General features: G+C 53.4%; 18 protein-coding genes and 2 pseudogenes. 12 read left to right on the top strand and 8 right to left on the bottom strand.

The window, feature by feature from the left end; translation table 11 throughout:
* Nucleotides 1-16: 16 nt before the first annotated feature.
* The gene (locus KRAC_RS46920; RefSeq protein WP_007919372.1) at nt 17-2,209 is read left to right on the top strand and encodes an FUSC family protein; all 2,193 of its coding nucleotides are present in this window, start codon (nt 17-19) and stop codon (nt 2,207-2,209) included.
* A 2-nt stretch (nt 2,210-2,211) separates the two neighbouring features.
* On the opposite strand, the gene KRAC_RS46915 is transcribed toward KRAC_RS46920, so the two are convergent.
* Nucleotides 2,212-3,081 (bottom strand): LLM class F420-dependent oxidoreductase, encoded by an 870-nt coding sequence (locus KRAC_RS46915; RefSeq protein ID WP_007919371.1) that lies wholly within the window; start codon nt 3,079-3,081, stop codon nt 2,212-2,214.
* A 200-nt stretch (nt 3,082-3,281) separates the two neighbouring features.
* Nucleotides 3,282-4,181: an aldo/keto reductase gene (locus KRAC_RS46910; RefSeq protein ID WP_007919370.1), complete on the bottom strand. Its 900-nt coding sequence runs from the start codon at nt 4,179-4,181 to the stop codon at nt 3,282-3,284.
* 355 nt (nt 4,182-4,536) lie between these two features.
* On the opposite strand from KRAC_RS46910, the gene KRAC_RS46905 reads away from it, so the two are divergent.
* The 5 genes from KRAC_RS46905 (at nt 4,537) to KRAC_RS46885 (ending at nt 10,950) form a co-directional block, all read left to right on the top strand.
* Nucleotides 4,537-5,286, top strand: a complete 750-nt coding sequence (locus KRAC_RS46905; RefSeq protein WP_007919369.1) for an ABC transporter ATP-binding protein — start codon at nt 4,537-4,539, stop codon at nt 5,284-5,286.
* A gap of 100 nt (nt 5,287-5,386) precedes the next feature.
* Complete coding sequence (locus KRAC_RS46900; protein ID WP_007919368.1) at nt 5,387-8,101, top strand: ABC transporter permease; 2,715 nt, start codon at nt 5,387-5,389, stop codon at nt 8,099-8,101.
* A 218-nt stretch (nt 8,102-8,319) separates the two neighbouring features.
* Nucleotides 8,320-9,825 carry a sensor histidine kinase gene (locus KRAC_RS46895; RefSeq protein WP_052569208.1) on the top strand — a complete coding sequence of 502 codons (1,506 nt, stop codon included), beginning with the start codon at nt 8,320-8,322 and terminating at the stop codon, nt 9,823-9,825.
* A 76-nt stretch (nt 9,826-9,901) separates the two neighbouring features.
* Complete coding sequence (locus KRAC_RS46890) at nt 9,902-10,561, top strand: response regulator (protein ID WP_007919366.1); 660 nt, start codon at nt 9,902-9,904, stop codon at nt 10,559-10,561.
* Nucleotides 10,562-10,746: 185 nt separating this feature from the next.
* On the top strand, nt 10,747-10,950 hold the full coding sequence (locus KRAC_RS46885) for a hypothetical protein (RefSeq protein WP_007919365.1): 204 nt from the start codon (nt 10,747-10,749) through the stop codon (nt 10,948-10,950).
* Between the two features lie 160 nt (nt 10,951-11,110).
* On the opposite strand, the gene KRAC_RS46880 is transcribed toward KRAC_RS46885, so the two are convergent.
* The gene (locus KRAC_RS46880) at nt 11,111-11,647 is read right to left on the bottom strand and encodes a nitroreductase family protein (RefSeq protein ID WP_007919364.1); all 537 of its coding nucleotides are present in this window, start codon (nt 11,645-11,647) and stop codon (nt 11,111-11,113) included.
* A gap of 83 nt (nt 11,648-11,730) precedes the next feature.
* On the bottom strand, nt 11,731-12,627 hold the full coding sequence (locus KRAC_RS63955; RefSeq protein WP_169461033.1) for an AraC family transcriptional regulator: 897 nt from the start codon (nt 12,625-12,627) through the stop codon (nt 11,731-11,733).
* 486 nt (nt 12,628-13,113) lie between these two features.
* Between KRAC_RS63955 and KRAC_RS46870 the strand changes: the two are divergent.
* The 3 genes and pseudogenes from KRAC_RS46870 (at nt 13,114) to KRAC_RS46855 (ending at nt 17,176) form a co-directional block, all read left to right on the top strand.
* Nucleotides 13,114-14,689, top strand: a pseudogene (locus tag KRAC_RS46870) (nuclease/transposase family protein).
* Between the two features lie 271 nt (nt 14,690-14,960).
* Complete coding sequence (locus tag KRAC_RS46860; RefSeq protein ID WP_007919357.1) at nt 14,961-16,487, top strand: chitinase; 1,527 nt, start codon at nt 14,961-14,963, stop codon at nt 16,485-16,487.
* A gap of 143 nt (nt 16,488-16,630) precedes the next feature.
* Complete coding sequence (locus tag KRAC_RS46855) at nt 16,631-17,176, top strand: hypothetical protein (RefSeq protein WP_007919356.1); 546 nt, start codon at nt 16,631-16,633, stop codon at nt 17,174-17,176.
* A gap of 240 nt (nt 17,177-17,416) precedes the next feature.
* Here KRAC_RS46855 and KRAC_RS46850 read toward each other — a convergent pair whose 3' ends face one another.
* From KRAC_RS46850 to KRAC_RS77315, 3 genes are all read right to left on the bottom strand, one after another.
* On the bottom strand, nt 17,417-17,872 hold the full coding sequence (locus tag KRAC_RS46850) for a GNAT family N-acetyltransferase (RefSeq protein ID WP_007919355.1): 456 nt from the start codon (nt 17,870-17,872) through the stop codon (nt 17,417-17,419).
* 136 nt (nt 17,873-18,008) lie between these two features.
* A complete protein-coding gene (locus KRAC_RS77320) occupies nt 18,009-18,761 on the bottom strand; it encodes an IS4 family transposase (protein WP_244422528.1) in 753 nt (250 codons plus the stop codon).
* Nucleotides 18,718-19,392: an IS4/Tn5 family transposase DNA-binding protein gene (locus KRAC_RS77315; RefSeq protein WP_040447282.1), complete on the bottom strand. Its 675-nt coding sequence runs from the start codon at nt 19,390-19,392 to the stop codon at nt 18,718-18,720. Before KRAC_RS77315 ends, KRAC_RS77320 begins: the two co-directional genes overlap by 44 nt.
* A 411-nt stretch (nt 19,393-19,803) precedes the next feature.
* Between KRAC_RS77315 and KRAC_RS67845 the strand changes: the two are divergent.
* Nucleotides 19,804-21,379 (top strand): annotated as a pseudogene (locus tag KRAC_RS67845) (nuclease/transposase family protein).
* A gap of 103 nt (nt 21,380-21,482) precedes the next feature.
* On the opposite strand, the gene KRAC_RS46825 reads toward KRAC_RS67845, so the two are convergent.
* A complete protein-coding gene (locus tag KRAC_RS46825) occupies nt 21,483-22,424 on the bottom strand; it encodes a DMT family transporter (protein ID WP_007919354.1) in 942 nt (313 codons plus the stop codon).
* A 224-nt stretch (nt 22,425-22,648) separates the two neighbouring features.
* Here KRAC_RS46825 and KRAC_RS46820 point away from each other — a divergent pair, with 224 nt between their 5' ends.
* Complete coding sequence (locus tag KRAC_RS46820; RefSeq protein ID WP_007919352.1) at nt 22,649-23,674, top strand: LacI family DNA-binding transcriptional regulator; 1,026 nt, start codon at nt 22,649-22,651, stop codon at nt 23,672-23,674.
* Between the two features lie 659 nt (nt 23,675-24,333).
* Complete coding sequence (locus KRAC_RS46810) at nt 24,334-24,870, top strand: hypothetical protein (protein ID WP_007919350.1); 537 nt, start codon at nt 24,334-24,336, stop codon at nt 24,868-24,870.
* Nucleotides 24,871-24,885 lie beyond the last annotated feature (15 nt).

Here is a 24,885-nt window from a genome sequence, read left to right as displayed (position 1 = left end):
GGGAGGGAGGGCAACATTGGCTTATGGTCTGAATACAGAAATCACATCCTGGTTCTCGGCATTGCGGGCTTCTGGGCGCACAGTCTTGCGCATTGATCGCTCACAGATAATGGCGATTCAGGCCTTGTATAGTACGCTGGGTTTCGTTATTCCACTGGCGCTGGGTGTGGCGACTGGACATGTCATAGAGGGCGTCTCTATTGCGGGCGGCGCGGCTAGCCTTGGCTCCGTAGCGCTGGATGCCTCTTCGTCGGCGCGCACGCGCACCATGTTTCTGGCATGTGTGGGGATCGCGGTCTCTGCCTTTGTGGGCAGCGTCACGAGCCAGATTGACTGGCTGGCGATCCTGGTGATTGGTATCTGGGGCTTTGGCGCAGGTATGCTTGTGGCGCTCAATCGCTTCGCCATGATTATTGGCCTGCAATCCACGGTGGCCTTGATCATTCTTGCCCATTTTAAACTTGATCCGCTTCAGGCTGCGCTCCAGGCTTTATTGATGTTTATCGGGGCTTTATTTCAAGCTGGTTTAGGCCTGTTAGCGGCTCGCTGGCAGCGTACTAAATTTGAGCGCCTTGCGCTGGCTGCGGCATACCGGCGGCTTGCTGCTTATGCGAGTGATCCCGGTGGCACATTTCCCCAGACCCGAGATGCCCTATCAAATGCTCAGACAATCCTGGCGGAGAGCAATATACCAGAGAGAGAAGGCAACGTTCTCTATGGGCTGCTGGAAGCGGCGGAGCGTATCCGCTTATATTGTTTTGCCTTGCAGCAGTTACGGAAGAGCATAGGCGAAGATGATGAGAGGCGCGCCCACTGTTTATCATACCTGGACCAGGTGCTGGAAGCAACAGCAGAAGAACTGGATAATATCGCCGATGAGCTCGATCCGCGAAAGGGCTTTGTACGTTTTCGCAAGCCACAGCAACAGTTGAAGGAGGCTCTGACGGCCTTACGGCAGGAACCAGGAGCCTTCCGCGACGAGGCAAGCATGCAACAGATACTTGAGTACAGTGGTGCTTTGCGTGATCAGTTGCATGCCACGAAGAAGCTGGCGAAGTCTTTGCGATATAAGCAACTTCATCCGCCCAAGGGATTACTGGGAAGCTTCCGCAATCGACGCTCTAACCGCCTCCAATGGCGTAATGCCCTGGTAATGCTGCGAGCTAATCTCTCCCTGGAGTCTGCAATCTTTCGGCATGCTATCCGCCTGGGCGTTACTCTGGCCCTGGCGACCGCGCTCTACCGTATTGGTCCCTGGCCCATTGAGCGTGGTTACTGGATACCATTGACGGCTCTCCTTGTGCTCAAGCCCGATTTTAGCACGACCTTTACGCGGGGACTGGCTCGTACCCTGGGGACTATGCTGGGGGCTGCGTTGACATCATTACTGATAGCATTGATGGCGCCAGCCAATGAAATTTTGGTGCTTGTCGATGCAGTAGTAGCCTACCTGGCCTTTACCTTTCTCTATGCCAATTATGCCATCTTCTCAGCCTTTGTCACCATGGAGATCGTCTTCCTCTTGTCCTTTGTGATTCCCCAGCCATTGATAACCGCTCTAGATCGCGCCATCGATACGCTTATGGGAGGGATACTGGCGTTAATTGCCTACGCTGTCTGGCCTACCTGGCAACTCAAACAGGTTCCACTGGATCTCGCGGCCCACCTGGATTCACTTTGTTCTTATGGCTCTGCTGTGCTTACGGCGTATGTAAACACAAGTACCTATGATCCAGCACAGTTCCATGAGTTGTTGCAGCAGGCTCGCCTGGCGCGTTCCAATGCTGACGCATCCATCAGACGCTCTCTCGAAGAGCCAGTCTCCCATCATTTTGATCCCGATCTGGCCCAAAGCTTGCTTGAAGCGGAGGACACAATAGTTCAAAGCCTGCTTGCCCTGGAGGCGCATCTCTTAGCGCATCCGGTGAATCACAAATTGCGAGAGATGGTCTCGTTCAAGCAGGAGTATGAGGAGGCGCTCCATCTGCTTGCGGAAGCGATACGAGAGCAGAGGCCAGTAAAGCAATTGCCGCCAATCAAGGAGACTCTGCATGATCTGGATGACGCAGTAAAGGCGCGTGCTTATGCGGAGTGCCCGGATATACGGGCTATTATTGCCGAACTCAGGCGTATTGTGGATACTATAACGCTTATGGCGCAACTTCTCGCGGAGAGAGAGAAGTTGCGCCATAAGCGTTATAGTGAGTGATGCTACTGGTTTGCGGCCTTGAGAGGCTCGACTACCTCGGAGACGAGGCGGCGAACGATGCCCTCGGGGAAGGGAGGACGCAAGTTCAGGATAAAGTGGTTCGCGCCTGCGTCGATGAACTGCTGCGTCAGCTCACGCGTCTGGGCCAGGTCGTTGGGCGTAATGGGAATCTGGATCGAGCGCGAGATCGTATTGGGATCGCGACCGATGGCGGCGCAGTGCTCATCCAGGACCGCGCTCTTATGCTTAAAGTCGTCGATAGAGCCACCCGCCATATTCCAGATGTCGGCGTACTGGGCCACGATGCGTAGCGTGAGCTTTTCGCCACTCCCGCCGATAACGAAGGGAGGATAGGGCTTCTGCACTGGCTTGGGTTCGCAGTAGGCCTCTTTGATCTGGTAATAGCGTCCCTCAAAGGTGGGAGCCTCCTCGGTCCACATCTGACGAATGACCTCGCAGGCCTCGCCAAAGCGGCGAATGCGCTCACCCGTCGTATAGAGAGGAATACCATAGGAGCTATGCTCGCGCTCATTCCAGCCCGCACCAATGCCAAAGTCCAGGCGGCCATTGGAGATCACATCCACGGTCGCTCCAATGTTGGCGAGCACGGCGGGATGGCGATAGGTATTGCCGGTGACCATCAGACCGATACGAATACGTTTGGTCAGCGCAGCAAAGGCGGAGAGGAGCGACCAGCCCTCCAGGCAGGGACCTTTATAGTCGCCCACGATAGGCATAAAGTGATCGAAGAGCCAGGCATGTTCGAGGGCTGGCTCGGCATCCGCCGCCAACCATATGGCCAGCATATCCTCATAGGTCGTGTGCTGCGGGGCAGTCTTGATGCCAAAGCTTAAGGGCTTTTTTGCTGTCATGTTGTTCCCTTTCACCAGTCAAATAGTTTGCACGTAACTCTTTAGTATATCTCAGGGGAGCTGTTTATGACTTCTCCCCACCTGTGGTGGCTCGTTGGTGGTAATGGGATGTATGCGACCGTTGCGAACGCAACGGTCGCATACATCCCATTACCCAGAGAAGGTTGTAAGCATGCACAAAAGTTTTATGTCAAGGAAACTTATTGTTGTCTACCTTGGTTGATGGCGTCAAACTCTTCCTGGGTGAGCTTGATGGTTGCGCCCAGGACGTTCTCCTCAAGGTGCTTGATGGAGGAGGTACCTGGGATGGGCAGCAGCGTGGGTGAACGATGTAGGAGCCAGGCCAGCGCGATCTGGCTGGGCTGCGCGTTATGCTTTTTGGCTACCTGCTCAAGCGTGCTTCCGGGACGCGCCAGCGCTCCTGTGGAGAGCGGATTCCAGGGGATGAAGCCAATACCCTGGCGCGCGCAGATATCAATCATCTCCTCGGATTGCTGAGCAGTCATGCGTTCAGACTCACGTTTGGAGAGGTTATAGTGGTTCTGAACTGTGACGATGGGGACAATCTTCTGCGCCCGTGCCAGCTCATCAATCGTCACATTGGAGAGGCCGACGTGGCGAATCTTGCCCTCTTTTTGCAGCTTCGCGATCTCGCCCACGGAGTCCTCGAAGGGTACCTTGGGGTCTGGGCGATGGAACTGATAGATATCGATGTGGTCTACACGCAGGCGACGCAGGCTTCCCTCAAGGGCCTCGCGCAGGTGTTCTGGTCGCCCATCCAGGGGCCACTGGCCCGGGCCAGTGCGCAGCAAGCCGCCTTTGGTGGCGATGACAAGCCCCTCGGGATAGGGATGGAGGGCCTCAGCGATCAGCTCTTCGCTCACATTGGGTCCATAAGAGTCGGCGGTATCGATCAGGTTGATACCAAGCTCCAGCGTGCGCCGCAGCAGCGCGATAGCCTCCTGCTTGTTTGCGGGCGGGCCCCAGATGCCCTCGCCGGTAATGCGCATCGCGCCAAAACCGAGACGATAGACCTTAAGGTCGCCACCCAGCGTTAGAGTCCCACTGGCCTGGGCTGGTTTCTGCTGAATATTCTGCATAATGATTTTCTCCTTCTCTTTTGGCTTTACACTGGTTATTAAACACCTCGAAGAGGAGAGATATTCCAAAACCTCAAGCTTTAATGCCTTTTCATAGTTGAGTTGCATCCGCTTGCAGCGCGGCATTACATAAGATTATTGATAGTGGCAAAAAAGGGTGTTCTTCGTCTTGCCTGTATGCTGGTACGGATCTCCTTTAGTCGTGAATTCTCCGTAATTTATCCCCGCCTAAAGTCCCGCTCACAACACGCCTACAGACGCATGGAAAATCGCGGTTTTCAATTTATGCTTAGAGCACGATAACTGTTCAAGCACTTCTAGCTGTTGATACAAACATTTCGAAAGGATCTCGCACATGACAACCAGCACGAATCTTACAGGTGACCAGGCGCAGAAGCCAGAATCCCGCGCAGTAATAGACGTTCAGGAGATAAGGAAGAGCCTCCCCCTTGGTCGCGAGCGAATTGAAATTTTAAAGGGGATTAGTTTCCAGGTGATGAGCGGCGAGTTTGTCTCGATTGTCGGTCCCTCAGGCTCGGGGAAGAGCACACTGCTGGGCATTATTGCCGGGCTGGATAATCCAAGTTCAGGCAAGGTCTTGATCGATGGCGTAGATATCACGCGTATGACGGAGGGTAAACTGGCGGTCGTACGTAATGGCAAAATTGGCATGGTCTTCCAGGCCTTTAACCTGATTCCAACGCTGACGGCGCAGGAGAACGTCGAAGTACCCCTCTACGTGGGCAAGCACAAAGGCTCTCCCTCCGTGCGCGCGAAAGAATTGTTGGACCTGGTTGGCCTCTCGCATCGCCTCGACCATCGTCCAAGCCAGCTCTCGGGTGGTGAGCAGCAGCGTGTGGCGATCGCGCGTGCCCTATCGACCGATCCCGCCTTTGTGATCGCGGATGAGCCGACAGGCAATCTGGATGCGCGTAATGGTGAAAACGTGCTTAAGTTGATTTCTGACCTGCGCGCTCAGACAGGGAAGACCTTTATCATCGCCACACATGATCCCGTGGTGGCATCGCGCGCCGACCGGGCCATTCGTATCGTAGACGGCAACACGGCTGAAATCGATCGCACTAACGATAAGATTACGCAATAACTACCTTTCGGAAACCTGAGCGCGAAGCGCTAGCCGCGAGAGCGGCGTTGGTTTCCGCATAAGATCTAAATATCACTTCCAGGGAAGGGAGATCTCTATCATGAAAGCCTCACTCTACCTTAACTATACAACCCGTTCGCTGGTCCGTGGAGGCCAGCGAACACTGCTGGCAGTGTTCTGCGTGGCGGTTGGTGTAATGTCGATTGTCGCGCTGCAACTCGTTGGCTTTATGCTTCAGGACTCGGTGATCTCTAATGTACGCGATATTAATGGAGGTGATGTCTCGGTATCCGCGCTGGGTGCGCCTCTCCACACCAGTGACCTTACTTTTTTTGACCAGCTCAAGAGTAACGGTACTATCACTGAATATACCCCTATAAGCGTGACTAATGGCGGCCTGAAGGCGGTAACACCCTCCTATGAGTACTTCCAGGTTGAGGCGGTTGATCCATCACACTATCCCCTGGTCACTCCTCCGACCTTTATGACGCCAGCCAATGGCACGATTGAGAATCTGTTGACTAATAACCAGGTCGTGGTCACGCAAAGTTTCCTGGATCGTTATGGCAAGAAGGTTGGCGATAGCTTTACGGTCTACACTAAGACGAGTAGCGGCACGGGGCGTACGCTTGCTGTTACCCTGGTAGGTGTGATCGCCAATTCTGGTAGCTTTGCCCAGGCCGGCAATCTTCTGCTCATCTCCTCGCAGGACTATGAGGCCGCGGCTTCAGGCAGCGAGATGACGTATAGTGTGATCGATATGACAACTGCGAGCACGGCTCAGGCGAAAACCGCAGCCAAGTCCATCAGTAAACAGTTTCCTCTCGCTGCGACGCAGACGGTTGTCGATGTCCTCAAAACGCAGCAGGCTAATGTCGATAACATTAGTAATTTTCTGGAGATCGCAGGCCTGTTGGCACTGCTCGTAGGCGGTGTCGGCATCGTCAACACCATGCAGGTTCTGCTCTCGCGCCGTAAGACAGAGATCGCCATGCTGAAAACGGCGGGCTATCATCGCAAGGATCTCTATATGCTCTTCGGTCTGGAGGCGGGTCTGCTTGGTCTGCTCGGCGGTATCGTTGGCGCCCTGGCGGCTATAGGTGTGAGTTATATCGTGCGCCTGTTCATGATCAATCTGGGAACTACCATGCTCTTTGAGCTGAACCCCTGGATTATCGCGGGCGGCATCCTTGTCGGCTTCTGTAGCGCCTTGATCTTTGGTCTCTTGCCTATCGTCCAGGCAGCGAATGTACGCCCGCTCAGTGTGATTCGTGAGATGCCCGAGCACCGGAGCGTAAGTAGCACCAGCCTGACCATCGTGCTTATGGCCTTGTTCTCGTTCCTGTTCTGTGCCATGGCTGTGGTGCTCCTCAAGAATAATATTCTCCTGGGAGTTGGCGTGGTCTACGGCACCTTTGCCTTCCTGCTTGTGTTGAGCGCACTCTTCAGCCTGGTTATGTTTGTCGTAAGCAAGCTACCGGTGCCTGAGCGCTTTAGTCTGAGTTATGCCACGCTGGTCCTGGCGGGACTGGTCGTCTCTGTTCTGCTCTACCTGTGGATCCCGGTGTTTGGTCTGCTACTCCTGCTCCTGGTCCTGATCGGAGTTGCTTTCTCCATCGCGCCGCGCTCGTGGAAGGTCAGCCTGAAGATGGCCTTGCGCAACATTGGGCGTAGGATCTCGCGTACCACCATGACGGCGATTGCGCTCTTTGTGGGCATCTTCTCCATCGGCTTAGTGTTGGCTTTGGGTCAGGATCTCCAGGCGCGTATCGGCCAGGCCTTCTCGCAGCAAGAGTTTAATATTATCGCCGTTACCTCGGGTGACGATTCGACCGCCTTGAGAAGCCAGATCACGACCATCCCAGGTCTTAAGCATTCTAGCCAGGACATCTTTACATCAACGATCCCGGTAGCTATCAATGACACGCCCCTGCAACAGGTGCTGGCTGGCAATTCTCATAGCCAGGAGGCGCTCAGTTTTATGGGCTCGCTTGAAGGGTATAACCTTATAGCTACTACGCCCTCGCTTACTATCACCCAGGGGCGTAATTTAAATGCCAGTGATATAGGTACAAATAACATCGTAGTGATTGACCAGCTCAGCAGCACTGGTTCGGATGGCACGAACCTGAAGCCTGGCGATACTGTGACCTTTATGAGCGTGGATGGAAAGACCTCTCAAAAGGCTACGGTTGTCGGCATCTATACGGGTGCGGTGAGTGTGAGCCATGTGGGGATGGTGATTGCGCCAGAGGGTTTTGTTAATACGCTGAGTCCCGCGAAAGTGGGGGCGGCAAGTGTGACCTATATGAAGATCGATCCCGCCCAGGTGAATCACGCGCTCGATGCCATTGGTAATATTGCTCCCAATGCGACGGTCCAGAACGTGGCTGATGTTATCACAGGCTTTACCCAGCAGCTAGCCAGTTTCCTGGATGTCCTGGTCGCTATCGCCTCGCTCTCCATGCTGGCGGGTGTGATTATCATCGCGAACTCTGTCACGCTGGCGATGCTTGAGCGCAGACGCGAGCTGGGCATCCTGAAATCGGTCGGCTATACCAGCGGTATCGTGATGCGCGAAGTTTTGATCGAGAATGGTATCGTCGCGGCGATAGGCGCGATCGTGGCCATGATTCTGGCGGCTGTGGGTGTCGCCTTGCTGGGTAGCTTGCTCTTCAACCTTACGTTGAGCATCACGCCCTGGGTAGTGGGGAGTCTGGTGGGTGGTACAGTCCTGCTGGCGATGCTGGTCGCGGCCCTGGTCGCCTGGGGCGCGGTACGAGTTCGACCCCTGGCAGTCTTGCGTTACGAGTAATGTTAAGAGCACTCCTGCCTATGGCACACATAAGTATTAGGAGTGGTACATGCATGGTTGGCAATTGCCAACCATGCATGTACCACTCCTAATGCCTTTTTAAGCGAGCTTGCGAGCCAAGACGAACACGCTCTTTATCCATAATTGTGCATTTTATCCATTAAAATATGGTATACTAATGATATATTGGGCCTCTGCATGGGAGAAAAGCCGTGAGAATGCCAAAACTAGTATCACCTTTTAAGCGTTTGCAGGGTAAAATGACCATCTTCTATATGATAAACGCGGTTCTAGCTTTTTTGGTGGTTGAGATCATCCTTGTTGGGGGCGCGCTCCTTATCTCCGTACCCAACCTTCCCCTCTTTGCTAGCGGTGTGCTCACACAAGAGGTGCCGCAGGCTACGACCTATTTTGTACATGGCAGCCCCGACGGGGAGGCATTGGCGCGCTGGCTAACTATTCTTGACAAGGAATTTCCAAGCAAACAGGGACCATTTAGCTTTGCCCGTCCTCTCTTACTTGCTGTGGTTGATATCCAGGGACACGTGCTGGCCTCATCTGGCCGATATCCTCTTGTCGTAGGAACACAATTTCCGGATCAGCTCTCCTCTCGGGATCGCGCCAACTGGCGTATCGCCCGGGCAGATGTGCGAGGGGCTGAGAACAAGTTTACTCCTGAGGGTGATGGGTCCTTGTTGGGAATGGCGGCTATTACTGATCAGCATCATGTTGATGGCGTGCTTGTTGTGAAGGTTGTCGCGCCAGATAATTGGCAGTTGGCGCTCAATTTTCTCCAGTTTCTTGCCCTTAGTGTGGTTATCATTACCCTCTATGCGGCTGTGGCTGGAGGTATTTCCGGGTATGTGACTGCGCGTGGTTTGACGCGGAGGCTGCAAGGTCTGGTGCGTGCGGCGGAGCGCTGGAGCCGGGGCGATTTTTCATCCTATGTTCATGATTCTTCGGAAGATGAATTGGGGCAGGCCACCCAGCAGTTCAACCACATGGCGGGCCAGCTCAGGCAATTGCTACAAGTTCGTCAGAAGGTCGCGACGCTGGAGGAGCGTAATCGCCTGGCCCGAGACTTACATGATAGCGTCAAGCAACAGGTCTTTGCGGCAGCTATGCAAATAGGTGCCGTCCGTTTTCTCCTCAGGCAGGATATAGATGCTGCCGAAAAGCGCTTGCTCGAAGCGGAGAAGCTTGTGCGCCAGGCTCAGCAGGAGTTAACGTCGTTGATTCGTGAGCTGCGCCCGGCCGCGCTAGAGGGGAAGGGCCTGGTTGCAGCCATACGTGAACTCACAACGCAATGGACGCAGCAGACCGGCATCGTGGCTAATGTACGCATTGGAGAGATGCAGATCCTCGCGCTTACTGTGGAAGAGGCGCTCTTCCGCGTCACACAGGAGGCTCTGGCGAATGTAGCGCGCCATAGTCATGCCACACTCGTTCAGGTCTCCCTGGAGGTCGAGGATGACCTGGTAACGCTTACCGTGAGAGATAACGGTCAGGGGTTTGCTGTTGGTGAGGAGCATCATCCGGGTATAGGTTTGTCTTCCATGCAAGAGCGCATGCGGCACCTGGGTGGCGATGTCCAGGTTGAGAGTGTTGCCGCGAAAGGAGTGTGCATTGTCGCGCGTTGTAAACGCTTACTACAAGATGCTCACATAGAGCCAGCTGAAGATTCTGCAGAACATGCCAGCGGCGGGATTGCAAAGGGCGGCTAGCCCTGAGCAGAGGACAGGGGTCTCCGAAGCGGGATTGCAAAGGGCGGCCAGTAAACCTTACAAGCGAGGTGCATACATGCCAAATGAGATCACGCTGATCATCGCCGATGATCATGCGCTAGTCCGCCAGGGAATACGTGTATTTTTAGAGTTGCAGCCTGATCTGGTGGTGCTCGAGGAGGCCTCCTCGGGCGAAGAAGCCGTACGCCTGGCGGGAGAGCTTGCCCCCGATGTTGTACTGATGGATCTGATCATGCCTGGGATAGGAGGCGTCGAAGCGACCAGGCAGGTCAAGCAGGTCAGTCCTCGCTCACAGGTTATCGTTCTGACCTCCTATCACGAGGACGAATATATTTTTCCCGCTCTGCGTGCCGGGGCGCTCTCTTACGTGCTAAAAGATGTTGGTCCAGAGGAACTGGCCGACACGGTGCGCAAGGCGGCGCGTGGAGAATCGGTCTTGCACCCGCGCGTGGCCGCGCGTGTCGTCGAGGAGCTACGTGGCAACCGACGCGATGCGCCCAACCCCTTTACACAGTTGAGTGATCGTGAGCTAGATGTCCTACGCCTCATCGCGGATGGATGCTCGAACAGCGAGATTGCGCAGAAGCTCATTATCAGCGAGAAGACGGTCAAGGGGCATGTCAGCAATATTCTTGGCAAGCTGCACATGGTAGACCGTACTCAGGCGGCAGTCTTTGCCTGGCAACAGGGGCTGGCCATGCGGCATGATCCATAAAGACAAACAATCATTCATGCATATTAAACGCTTATAGATATATAAAAGAATATGATTTATATGAGTAAGTATAATTAGATTTAGAGCAAGTAATGCTCGAGAGGTGCTGCAAGCACATACAAAATACAGCTTTTTATCCGGGCTACATTCAAAAATCCTGGATATGATAGGAAAGGAACACACACATGGAGTGGGTAAAAAATCTTTTCTCTCGTAACTATGCCAGCGAGGAGACCTTTACGCAGGATCCTCAGATGAGAGAACTAGATGAGGTGGAGTTGGAAGGTGTGGAAGGCGGCCTTGGAGGCGACCTGTTTGGATCACTCCCCATTTTTTCTCTCTTAGGATCTCTTCTCAGTGGCACCTTGGGCGGTGGTCAGCAGCAGTAAATGCCATTACAGTAGTAAGCACCAAAAAAACAAGTGGCCAACGAACGCATTGTTCGGAAGGCCACTTGTTTTTTGTCTACTTTATGCTTCCCAAAAGAGGCCATAGGCTGTTTAGTTAGGATTGGGCTTCTATGACCAGCGCTCCCAATGGACCACTTCATCAAAGGGCTTGCGACCGTTCTTTTTGGTAGCCTGGGGATGCTCCTGCGGCGCTGGATAGCCGATTGGTAGCCTGGGGATGCTCCTGCGGCGCTGGATAGCCGAAGGAGAGAACTATGTGAAATTCCAGGTCAGTGGGAACATGTAGCGCTTCTTTAGCTTTCTCTGGGTAATGCATCCAGGTAATGCATGAACCAATGCCGAGATCCCACGCGGCCAGTTGCAAATAGGCAGCGGCCTGTCCGAGATCAAAGTCGGCAGAGCCAGTCTTCGACGAGGCGACGAGTGCGATAGCAAAGGCGGCATGAGGCACATGTGCTGTATACTTGCCACCTTCGGCCAGTTGTTTGAGTATCTCGCGATCCCGAACCACGATAAACTGCCATGGTTGAGTGTTATTTGAGCTTTGCGCTCGCCGACCCGCGTTCAATATCGTCCGGATATCCTCTTCTGATACCGCTTGCTGGCTGTACTGACGTGTTGCGCGCTGTGTACGAATAAGTTCTGCTACCTGTGCTTTGCCTTTTATTTCTTGCATAATACCTTTTCCTTTTATCATTAATGAAAAACTGAGTGGTTACAATAGAATTATATTGATTGTAAAGGGAAAGGGCGCGCGTTTTATTGCGCTTCTACCACGGAAATTTGCTCTTTGGCGTCGTTAGTGATGTGAAGCTCTTGTGACTCTCTTAAGGGATGGGTGTTCTCTGGAGAGGGCAAAACATACATTGAAGGAGATGAATTGCTGGAAAGAAAGAAGAAACCACGCTCTTTACGCAATGTTGATGGGGATTGCCCGAAGGCGGCTTTACACGCTTCAGTCAACTGGCGAGCTGAACCAAAGCCACTCAGATAAGAGACTTCTTCCATGCTTAGTGTTGTGCTAAAGAGAAGCTGCAATGCATGATTCAAACGCTGCTGGCGCAAATAGTGACCGGGCGTTATGCCCACCTCCTGTTTAAAGCGACGTGAGAAGTGAAACAGGCTTAGACCAACATGTTGCGCCGTACATTCTAGTGAGAGCGAAGAACAGGTATGCGACTCCTTCAAAAGTTGGGTAGCATGGAGCATCTCACTACTTATACGTTCTTGAGGTAATGGCTGCGTAGCAATTGAAGGAACGGGCGGCGTTGGTTGAACCGCGAGGCGCAGAAATTCGGCTAATGCAAGATGGAGAAGCAGGGAGATGATATAGTCGGGGGTCTGATTGCAGCTACGAACCTCTTGTAGAAGATGATGGAGCGCATTCTGTAGTTGAGGGGGAGAAGGGAGAATGGCGGCATGTGGAATCTGCAATGGGCAGCCTCCATAGAGTTCTTCCCATACACGTTCGACCATAGACGATGGAAAGAGCGCGAAAATAGTTTCCAGCTCGCCTGAGGTGCGATGCGCATGCATAATTCTGGGGCTCGTCCAGACAACATGTAGAGGAGGCACAGGACGCCAGCTCCCATCAAGATAGATCTCCTGCATACCCTGGCAGACTATCTCCAGGGTATACATATCATCGAGGTGCATCCCCGTGAGTTTCTCTCTTGCAGTTAAAGGTTCATAGCCGATCAGACTCTGTGAATTGCGCCAGAGTATATCAGAACATGTACTAAGAGAATAAATCGGGATATTGATTGAGTCCAGCAGCATAATAGAGATCTTTCTATGCAAGAATCGCTGTGGTAAAGATGCGCTTATTTTATCACGAAATCCTGCCTGCGGCGCTCTGGAGTAAGGGTATGTGTGCGGAAAATTAGGTAAAGCCTAATTTTCCGCACACATACCCTTACTCAATGGCTCGCGTAGCGAGCCGAGGCCGGTTACAGAAAACCGAGCGAGAAAGCCCCGGTCATTGATGCCGGGGATGAATAGCTCTTCCTTTTTGGGGAGGCTGGGATGGGAGGTAGCCGCGTGTGATGTTTGTTCCTCCTTCTTTTTTCCTCCCCTCTTGACATACCGCTTTTTCGAAGTAGAATACCCTCATAGCACCCCAAGAAAGGTCAACCAGCCTAGATGAAGCGAGCCAAAACGTCGACATTTCTCCTCGAATTGCCCCTCCAGGTCGACTGGAGCAGTGAACGACAGCTGCGTGCACATCTGGAAGCCGCACGCTGTCTGTATAATGCGCTGCTCTCTGAAGGCAACACACGGCTCCAGCAGATGAGGAATGACCCCGCCTGGACCAGTGCACGCGCCATCCCTCGCTCCAGACGAGAGGAACGAGCACGGGCCTTTTCTCACCTGCGCAAAAAACATCACTTTTCCGAATACGAACTGCATGCCTATGCCAAGACGGCCCGCGTCTGCTGGCTTGCTGACCACATTGATGCTACGATGGCGCAAACCCTGGCCACACGCGCCTATCAAGCCGTCAACCGTGTCTGTCTCGGCAAAGCCAAACGCGTGCGCTTCCGCAGCAAAGGGCGTGGCATCGATAGCGTGGAGGGCAAGCGCAACGACGTGGGGTTGCGCTTTGTGCTTGACCCCAACGCAGGCGATGGTGGCTTTCTCATCTGGAACCAGCAGGTCATTCCTGCCATCATCGACTGGTGTGACCCGGTGGTGCAACATGGGTTGCGCCACACGATCAAGTATGTGCGCCTGCTCCGTCGCAAAGTGTCCTCGCCGCAGGCTCAGGGAGCAGACGTGTCAGGCAACCGATATTACGTGCAACTCATCTTGGAGGGGCATGCCTTCGTCAAAAAAAAGCATGAGCAGATGGAAACCCAGACTATTGGCCTTGATATCGGCCCCCAGACGCTCGCCATTGTCCCGCGTGAGGGGAGAGCCGCTCTGGTGACCTTCTGTGAGCAACTTGCCCCCAATGCCCGCAAGAAACGACGCCTCCAGCGTCAAATGGAGCGACAACGCCGTGCCGACAATCCCGAGCACTATGATGAGTTGGGACGCGTGAAGAAATCTGGCAAGAAGCGCTTGCGGTGGAACGAGAGTCAGCGGTACAAGACCACGCGTAGGCAGCATGCCACTGCGGAGAGAAAACTGGCCGCCCACCGCAAGAGCCTGCATGGCAAGCTTGCCCACGACATCGTCAAGGTGGGAAACACGATCACCTTAGAAAAAACGTCGTTTGTGGCATGGCAGAAGCAGTATGGGAGAAGCATCGGACTTCGCGCCCCAGGGATGTTTGTAGCACATCTGGCTCGCATAGTTGCAAAAACTGGCGGCACCCTGAGCGAAGTTTCTGCCTTCAAGACCCGACTCTCCCAATATTGTCATGCCTGCGGAGCCTACGTCAAGAAGCTCAGATCTCAGCGCTGGCACCACTGTTCCTGTGGCTGTGGACCGGTGCAACGCGATCTGTACTCGGCCTTCGCGGCTTTCTCACCTGGAACGCGAAGAGACCATCCCCTCTGTCACCCAGTCAGACTGGGAAGGTGCGGAGCCGCGCCTGCAAGCCGTGATGGAGGGTCTGCACCAACGTGCGAATGAAGGGCATATCTTGCCCCCAAGCATGGGCGTGGTGGCTTCTAGCAAAGCTGCCCGTGCGAGAGCGCGTCGGCTCGAAAGTCCTGCCTATCCCCACCAAGAGCCGCTCTCCCTTTCGGGGGAGAGCGGAAGCGTTGGGTGAGCAACAGGAACCCCCGCGCATTCATGCCGGGGAGGTCTCAGGAGAGAAGTATTGGATGTTCCCTAACTTATTGGTCTAGATGACTTGACAACGTAACCTTGTTTTGGCTATGCTTAGCATAGATCTTATGCATGAGATCTACGCGATGACTGGCAAGAAAGCCATAGTTGCAGGCGTGTTGCCTGTATCGCGTTCTCGGGATATGTAGACCGCCCAATGGTGGTACGGACCTGAAAGTATTGTTGCGCGCATTCATGCAAGGAGAGCTGTTATGTTGCGTTACCGTCGTCTTATCATGCTTATGTCCTTAGCCCTCTTTCTTGTTGGGAGTAGCATCGCCGCTATTTCGTTCTTTCATGGATCTTCCCAGGCTCATGCCGCTGGAAACAACCTCGTTAGTAATCCCGGTTTTGAAACAGGCAACCTTAATAGCTGGAGCTGTGATCCAGGGGATGTAGTGACCTCGAATCCTGTACATAGTGGATCTTACGCGGGCCAGCTTACCCCCAGCAGTTCTACCACCGGTCAGTGTACTCAGACGATTAGTGTGCAGCCCAATACCGCATACACGCTCAGCGCGTATGTAAATGGTCCTTATGCCTATATTGGGGCCAATGGCTACAGTAATAACTGGACCAGCAGCAGCAGCTATACCCTGCTGTCGTATTCATTTACCACAGGTGCTTCAGCTACCAGCGTAACAATCTACCTGCATGGCTGGTATGCACAGGGAAATGTCTATGTAGACGATGTGACGCTCAGCGGCCCAGGGGGATCTAGCACGCCTACTCCAACACCAACGACGCCTACTCCGACTAAGACCCCAACCTCTACCCCAACGCCCAGCCCAACCACGACGCCCACGCCCACACCGACCCCATGTCCCACCTGTGGAGGTAACCTCCCTAAACATATCCTGACTGGCTACTGGCAGGACTTCGTTAATGGAGCTACGCCTCTACGCTTAAGCAATGTCAATGCAAACTATGACTTGATCGCCGTGGCCTTCGCCAATGCGGATACGTCGAAGACGGGTGGAGTAACGTTTAGCATCGATTCAGGCCTCTCCAGCGCGCTTGGTGGCTATAGCGATGCGCAGTTTACCAGCGATATCGCGACGCTCCACTCCAGGGGGAAAAAGGTCATTATCTCTGTGGGTGGGCAGAACGGAACGGTCACGGTCAACGATGCGACGAGCGCGACCAATTTCACCAACAGCGTCTATAGCCTGATCCAGCAGTATGGTTTCGATGGCGTAGATATCGATTTTGAAAATGGGCTTAATGCGACCTATATGGCGAGCGCGTTGCGTCAACTCTCCACCAAGGTTGGCTCAAGCCTCATTATCACCCTGGCCCCTCAGACGATTGATATGCAATCCACGAGCGGGACCTACTTCCAGCTGGCCCTCAACATCAAAGATATCCTTACCGTCGTCAATACACAGTACTATAACTCCGGTTCTATGCTGGGTTGCGATGGCAATGTGTACTCCCAGGGAAACGTGAACTTCCTGACCGCCCTGGCCTGCATCCAGCTCCAGGGAGGATTGCGCGCTGACCAGGTCGGCTTTGGTCTGCCCGCCTCAAGCTCGGCGGCGGGTAGCGGCTATATCTCACCCTCGGTGGTCAATGCCGCGCTCGATTGCCTGGCTTACGGCACAAATTGCGGCTCCTTTAAGCCCGCTACGACCTACCCAAGCATTCGCGGCGCAATGACATGGTCGATAAGCTGGGATGCCTCCAATAGCTACAATTTCGCCAATACCGTCAAACCGCACCTCAATTCTCTGCCATAGCACAAGAACCTATGGGTTTCACCAATAGATGTGAAGCCCATAGGTTCCCTGTTTTGTTTCTTGTCAGCTTGAGCAATTGCTTTGTTGCCTGTATACTGCTGGGAGAGTTTTGCTGAGAAAAACCAGTAGAAAAGAGAAGCCAGATGCAGGCAGAAGATTTTGTTCGCGAGGTTCGAAACACACAGTTCGAGTTTCTTTCCCCACAACTACTCCAATTGGTTGTCTACAAAGAAGAAATTTTTCCCAATACCGAAGAGAGAGGGGATCAAAATGCGGATTTCCGTTTGTCGGTCCTGAAAGCATTGCATAAAATCCTCTCTCAAGAAGATCGGCCCCTCGTCCGCTTTCTCCTGAAACAAGAAATTGCTTTTCATGAAAACGCCTGGAGTATTTACGAGAGCATCCGTTTGTGTGGTTTTCTCCTCTCTCTTCTTGCCCAGGTAGAGGATGTCGGTCTGTTGTGGGAGGCCAAAACCACGAGCTTTGATACCATGTGCGGTTTTGATGTCGAGTTTCTGGTCGGTGCTGGTGTGGCTCCCACAGTAAGCTATCTTCAATCCATCCAGGAGGAATGGTCGCCGGACGCGCTGGAATATATCGAAAAATGCCAGAGAACAGGGAGCGGCTTCCAGAACCTGGAGCGTTACCGTGAGGAGACACACAGGTTTTTTAATAGGATCGGCTCCTAAAAAAGAAAGGGCATGTATGTCCGTGCTGGCATGGATTTCGAGTGCTGCGACTTCCCCACGCATGGGTGTCGACCTCTGAGCCGAAGAGTCCATGCCAGCTTATGGTTCATAGGCAACTTTGATATTGGTGGCGAATTGGTTTCTTTAGCCCAAACTGTTAGATGTTGTCACTCGTCGCAAGCTCAATTTTTGAGTTCGCCACCAATATCAACTTTGCTAAGTGATATGACAAAGGTTTCTTTACAATGCATTTTTCTCTTGAGTATAGGTGTCTGGAATAAAAATTTCCATAAAGCGCTCAGGACGTTGAGGAGCAGTAAACCCAACTTTCTGATATAAGCCCTGGGCATCCGCTGTCAGCAGCAGCCATCTACGTAAACCTTGCACGTCAGGGTGAGCGCGAATGACGTTGAGAAGCCAGATACTCAATCCTTGTCCACGAAACGCTTCTAAGATAAACACATCATCGAGATAGGCAAACGTTGCGTAATCCGTCACGAGTCGTGCAAAGCCTACTTGCCGATTGTCTCGATAGATACCGAAAACAAGGGAATGCTCCAAAGCCCGCTTGACCCTCTCCAGGGAGATATCTTTTGCCCAGTAAGAGGTGGTGAGAAAATGAGAGATCATCTCAAGATCGAGCTTTGTCTGATCCGTACTGATAACATAGTCTCCACGTCGCCATTCATGCTCCATATTAGTGTCTACCGTTCTTAAAAAGAATGTTCATCAGAATATACAAATAGCTTTTCAGTCTATCACAAGAGCAGCAAGATTACAGAGAACGGCCCAGAAAGCCCCACTTTTTCTAAGGCTGAAAATTACCCACAAATTACAAACGGAGGTGAAAAGCGAGATGGACGCCCTCAAGCAAGGTTTGCACATGGAGCCAGCCTTTCCAAAGGGTTTTCCAGCCAGGAGAGCCATCGCTGCGACGAGCCAGGAAGCCACCCAGGCGTGCAACCTCCGTCCAAAACGTGCTCAGCGTCATGAGGGAAGCATCCTGCTTCGCGCATGCCGCCACCACCGCCAGAAGTTCAGGCTCAATGACTTGGGCGGCAGGACGCTCCGGTTCTTGACGAGAAAGCGAACGCAGTTGCAACAAGCGCACCGCCATGGGCGACAAGAGTCCCAGCAGGCGCATCAAGCGCTCAGCACTTTGGACCTGACGCTCCTCAATGCGACACCCTGTTTTGAGGCATTGATGATAGTCTTCCACGATCCATCGATGTGCATACCAAGAGACGCGTTCCCATGCTTCTTGCAAGGTGGATGTTGGAACCGAGGTCAACAGAATCCATTCGACAGGCTCTTCTCCTTGTGGTCTCAAGCCATCTTCTTCCCAGACGCGAATCACCCACAGGCTTCTCTGCTCGTGCAGCGCCTTGGGCTCATTACGAGGGGACAAGAGGGTCATGAGTCCAAAGGAGAGCGAGCGTTGGGTCTGACGTGCTTTGCGTCCATGGCTTGCGGGGCGTTGAAAGGGGCGCGTGGCTTGACATGGCCGCGCTCTGCTCTGCGAGAGCAAGTAACCAATCTGCTCATCGGTTGGCTGGACTCTTCGCTCTTGGGTCGCACGAATCAAAAACTCCACTTGACTCTGGTGACAGGCCCGCGCAGAAGTCAAAGAAATCGGCCCCTCGATCTCCCACATGGACCCAATCAGAACCCTTCTCAGCGCTTCCGATCTGAGTGACCATGCGCGTCCAGACATCCGTTTCTTTGGGACGTTTTCTTCTTTGGGCTCTGGTTTCTCCTCTGGGAGCCGGGATGCGCACAAAAGGCTCTTGCTTTGCGCACCCCAGGACCTCTCGGCTCTCAGGCACCACGGCCAACACCGTTTGCAGCAGCAATCCTCGTCCCTTTTCATCGCCGATTTGCCCGATGCCAGACATCTTGTGTCGATGCGTCAAATCCAGTTCCGTCGTATCCTGGATCAGCAGGATGACGGAACGCTCTTGCATCTCTCTGCGCGTCTGCAACCAGTGGGGCTGCATCAGAGCAGCAAACGTGACATCCGGCTCGTCAAGGAAACGGTACAACGCTTTTCCCTCTTTCCAGATGTGCTGTTGTTTGGGCAAAGAGGCCGAGACATCCCTTACCATGGCGCTGGCAGCTTTCACTGCTCGCCTTGTTCGACGGACATCGTGCAAGAGCACTTGTCCAAACGTTTCTTCCGCCCAGTGCTTTGGGCTCAGCAGGAGGTCTGTTTCCATTCCATATTGTATCATTTTGTTAAATGCGGGTAATTTTCAGCTTTTTCTAAGGCGGGGATGAATGGGCGTTCCTTTCGGGCTGGTTGGGTGAAGGGGAAGCATCACTCTTCTTTCGTACTGTGTTCTCCACAGGATGAAGAAAGATCATGTCTTCTCTTGTCTCACGCTTGCGCGCGAAACTCCTTTCAGTCAGAGCGCCGGATCCGGTATCCTCCTCTTCGACCTAACGTAATCGCACGGAGTTGCTTCTCACGAATCCATTTCCGAACGGTACGTCGTCGAGTGACCGGAAGAAGCCTGCCCAACTGGAATAGCGGTGTAGGCATGTGAATGTGTAGAAAGACACGAGGGACGGGCAGCCGTCCCGTCTCTTTCTGAAGAGATATTCTGCATCGGAAGGCAAAGCACGTCATGAAGCGAGCAAAGACACCGACCTTTCTTCTCGAACTCCCTCTCCAGGTCGATTGGAGCCAGGAACGCCATGTACGTGCGCACCTGGAAGCGGCTCGGTGCCTCTACAACGCTCTGCTTGCTGAAGTCATGAAGCGGCTCCGGTGCATGCGCAATGATCCTGCTTGGAACAAGGCGCGGGCTCTCCCACGCTCGCACAAACAGAAACGCGCTCAGGCTTTTTCTGCCTTACGCACAAAATACCACTTCTCAGAATATGAGATGCACGAGTATGCCACGTCTGCCCGTGTCTGCTGGATCGCTGATCACATCGATAGCACAATGGCTCAGACTCTCGCTACACGCGCCTATCAAGCTGCGAATCGGGTCTGCGTAGGCAAGGCCAAACGGGTGCGGTTTCGGAGTAAAGGCAGAGGCATCGATAGCGTGGAGGGCAAGCGCAACGACGCCGGCATGCGCTTCGTGCTGGACCCCAATGCGGGAGACGGTGGCTTCCTGATCTGGAACCAAGAGGTCATTCCGGCGATCATCGACTGGCACGATCCCGTGATCCAGCATGGTATGCGCCACAAGATCAAATATGTCCGCCTGGTCCGCCGCAAGGCTTCCTCGCCCTCCGCTCAAGGGGCCGATCACGATGGCAATCACTATGCGCGTCCAGCTCATCTTAGAGGGTCACGCACTCATCAAGAAAAAGCACGAGCAGACCGGAACCGACACGATTGGTCTGGATATCGGCCCCTCCAGCCTTGCCATTGTGCCGCGCGAGGGCAAAGCCGATCTGGTCACGTTCTGCGAGGAATTAACCCAGAACGCCCGAAAAAAGCGGCGCATCCAACGGAAAATGGACCGGCAACGCCGTGCCAACAATCCAGAAAACTACGATGAGCAAGGCCGGGTGAAGTCGGGCAAACGCCTGCGTTGGAAGGAGAGCAAGCGGTACCAGGCGACCAGGCGACAACACGCCAATGCTGAGCGCAGACTCGCCGCACACCGCAAGAGTCTGCATGGCAATCTGGCTCATCGCATCGCTTCGGTGGGGAACACGATCACCATAGAGAAAACCTCGTTCAAAGGATGGCAGAAGCAGTATGGTCGGAGCATCGGACTTCGCGCCCCAGGGATCTTTCTAGCGCATTTGACTCGCATAGTTGCAAAAACTGGCGGCACCCTGCACGAAGCCTCAGCCTACCAGACCAGACTCTCTCAGTACTGCCATCAGTGTGGGCAGTATCACAAGAAGCCAAGATCAGAGCGCTGGCACCAATGTCCTTGCAGATTCGGGCCGGTGCAGCGTGATCTCTACTCGGCATTCTTGCTTTCCTACCTGGAACCGCAGCAAACGATCCCCTCTCTCACCCAGCCTGTCTGGGAAGGTGCGGAGCCGCGCCTGCAAGCCGTGATGGAGGAGCTTCAACAACGTGCGAATGAGGGGCAGCCCTTGCCCCGAAGCATGGGCTTAGTGGCTCGACGCAAAAGCGGAGCTGCCCGTGCCGGAGCGCGTCGGCTGAAAAGTCCTGCCTATCTCCACCAAGAGCCGGTTTCTCCTTCGGGAGAGGCCGGAAACGGTGGGTGAGGAACAGGAACCTCCGTGCATGTATGCCGGAGAGGCCTCAGATACGAGAGGATATCGGTTCAAATCTCACTGGATCCTACATGCTTTTTGGTGAACAGGCCATTTACATTTCTTGTCCCGTTGGTGCGACCTGGCTGGTGCGTGTCAGGGGCTTACGCGAAAGGTTTGCCCCGCCCAGGGCGATAACGCAGCCACCTGCAAGCACAATGATGCCTCCAACCAGTTGCAGCGGCGAGAGGCTGTCTCCCAGGAGAAGCATGGCGAAGAGTGTGGAAAAGATAGGTGTGCTCTGCATCGTCGTTGCCGACTCCCAGGCTTGCAGGTACTTGAGTCCCTCTTGCTGGGTCACATAGCCAATGCAGAAATTGGAAATAATGTAAATAGGCAGCAGCCAGAGAAGGAATGGTGGCAGATATGTTGGCCACGCTGTGGGTTGGAATGAGAGGAATGGGAGAATCATCAGGGCGCTGAGCAGTAACTTCCAGACCGTCAGCGGCAGTGAATCTATTTTACCTGTCAGCGCCTTTGCCGGGAGAATCGCGTAGCCAAAGCCAATAGCCCCTAAAATAACCAGTACATCCCCCAGGTTAAAGGCGCTCAAGATCGACGTTTGCGTAGTCTTCATAACGACAAAGAGGCTGCCAAGCAGGAGCAACAGCATTCCCCCCACCTGCTTCCAGTTCAGGCGCTCGCGCAGGAAGAGTACCGCGAATAAGACAGACGAGATGCCCTGCATCTGCATGAGAAAGCCAGCCTTGATGGCGCTAGTCAAGGCGAGTCCATAGAGCACACAGCAGGCAGGCAGGGTTGTGCCAAAGACCACCAGCAACAGTAAATTCAGCCAGTCACGTCGCTCCAAGTGTTTAAAGAGAGCGATCCTGCGTACCAGGAGAAAAATAAGCAGCAAGCCGCCCCCCACCGCGAAATTTAAGAACGTTACCAGCAACGGATTAAGTACGGAAGAGGCCATTTTGCCCAGAACCGCGCCCAGACCAAACATACACGCCGTAGCGAGCGTCAACAGAAATCCCTTTATTTTCACCATCGTATCCTTTCTCTTCTCTCCTTGTAGAGTAAGTCATACGTATGACTTTGTCAATAGAGAAAAAATCGGTATAAAGAGTGTGGTATCAGGCTGGCTGCGCCAGCCTGATACCACACTCTTTATACCGAGGCGAGCTTGCGAGCTGAGGGAGGCGCGAGAGGTAGTTGGTTCTGAGGGAACTTTGCGCTACAATGAGCACATCTTAAAGTAAGAGAAGGGGTATTATGGTACGAGGAAAAGAGAGCAGGAGTATTACCAGCGTCGATGTCGCGCGTAAAGCGGGTGTCTCGCAATCGACCGTCTCGCTTGTCTTCGCGGGCAAAGCATCGGGGCGCGTCTCTCCTCAGACGCAGCAGGAAGTCTTGCGTATAGCCGAGGAGATGGGATATCGCCCCAACACGGTGGCGCGCACTCTGCGCCTTGGACATACCAACATTATCGCGTTTGTTATTCCAGATGTGAGCAATCCCTTCTTTGCCGCCGTGTTGAAAGGGGCCGAGCAGACCGCAAGGTTGCATGACTATACTGTAATCCTGGTCAGTACAGGTGAGGACCAGGAGTGGCAGCGTGTCGTGATGGACGCTCTGACCACGCATTCTATTGAAGGCTTTGTCTTATGCGCGGTTCGCCCGCCTGGCGATATGGATATCGCCATCTTGCGTTCACGTGCCGTTATTGTGGATGAAACCTGGACTGGCCTCTCTTCGCTGAGCCTGGACATCGTTGGCGGGACGCAGGCGGCTATGCGCCATCTGTTTGGGCTTGGTCATCGCCAGGTTGCGCACCTGGCGGCAGATGTCGATGTGGAGACCTTTCGCCAGCGCCAGCGCACCTATGAGCAGGAATTGGCGCTCCGTGGTCTTGTCCTGGAGGCACGCTATACCGCACGTGCGGCTCTCAATCCTGCGTCGGCCCTTCAGGCGGCTCGCAAGCTGCTGCATCTCTCCGAGCCACCCACGGCGATTTTTTGTGACGATGACCTGCTGGCGATTGGAGCCTATAAAGCGGCGGCTGAGCTAGGGTGGGAGGTGCCACGCCAGCTCTCAATTGTCGGCTTTGGCGATGGTCTCATCGCGCAAACCCTCGCGCCAGAGCTTACAACGGTCGCCATCCCCACAGCTGCGCTGGGAAAGCGCGCGATAGAAGTCTTACTCGCCGATTTCGAAGTTTTAGAACAGCCGCATAGCGAGGTTATTTCCCTGGAACTGCGCGTTCGTGGCTCGACCACAGCGGTTGCAGGTAATGCATAGAGGGTATCCAACTGACGCTGCCCAAGCACGCGTCTACATATGACGTCGCATATGTAAACGCGTACTTAAGCAGCGTCATGCCATCTACAAGTTACAAAATGTTCATAGAGAAAGTAATACCACGGCCAGAGGTCAGCAGAAGGGATTGTAGGATAGATGTTTGGCAGTTACATCAAGAGAAGTACGGTTTCTACATGAAATATAGTTTGAAGAAAGTACCTGTTCTCATGACTTTCTTACTATTTGCAAAGGGAAAATTGCGCTTCTTCTGCACCGTAAAATGAAAAAAAATACATCTAGCTAATGGCTGACATTCTCAAGATGAGAATGTCGCGACTGCTCTGATATGGCTTTGCAGGCTGATCAAAAAGCGTAAATTCTCTAAAAATATGAAATAGCTTGTTACTGTTTAAACCTTTTATGATCTTTGAATGAATATAAAAGAGGAATATTCATTTTTCTTTAATGGACTAATATATACAAATATGTTACATTCATTTTAGCAGGTGAGACGGCGTTGTTTGCGCCTGGCGGCGCTTTTTGTTGTGTCTGGCTGTTTAACGGGGTAGAGATAGCCTGCTACATGTCATACTTGGCTTGAAGCAAGGGTATTTGATGTATCGAAGTAGTGTCGAACAGTTTTGGTTAGAGGGTTTGGCATGGGTAAGGAACACATTGATGCAAGTGTCGGGTTGCGTTTTAGTCTGACCTTATTTGAGCGCTATCGAAAGAATGGTGTGCTCCGGGCGGAATTACAGCATGTTCCTGGTGTACGTGGTCGGTGTAAGGGGTATATTCAACTGGTTGAGGGGAAGGTCACCTCTTCTTATGTTGAGGACAGGGAGGGTCGGCGTCACTCGATCTCGGCTACTATCCTGGCTGCCGTGGATGACGAGCGCGGACCCTTTGATTGGCAACTTGCACCCCTGCCAGCGCCGCCTTCGACGGCGAAAGCCGTGCATACCTTTGAGCATGCCACATATAACACGCCTGTGCCGAAAGTGATTGCGCCATTGGATCTTGAACTCTTGCGAGGGTGGTCCGCGAAGCAGAAGTTAATGCTTTCGACCGTCTATGAGGCGATTGACAGCCGCAAGGATATTGAGTCCTTGAAGAAGGAGGTTCCTTTACAGGCCAATGTCACCGAAGAGGCGCTACGTGTGCTTCTCTCCCTGGGGGTTATTGCGATTAACTAATCCTGTATTAAGTAA

Source organism: Ktedonobacter racemifer DSM 44963, assembly GCF_000178855.1.
Taxonomy (GTDB): Bacteria; Chloroflexota; Ktedonobacteria; order Ktedonobacterales; family Ktedonobacteraceae; genus Ktedonobacter; species Ktedonobacter racemifer.
Note: the sequence above shows the minus strand (reverse complement) of the source record. Positions and strands in the feature narration are given on the sequence as shown.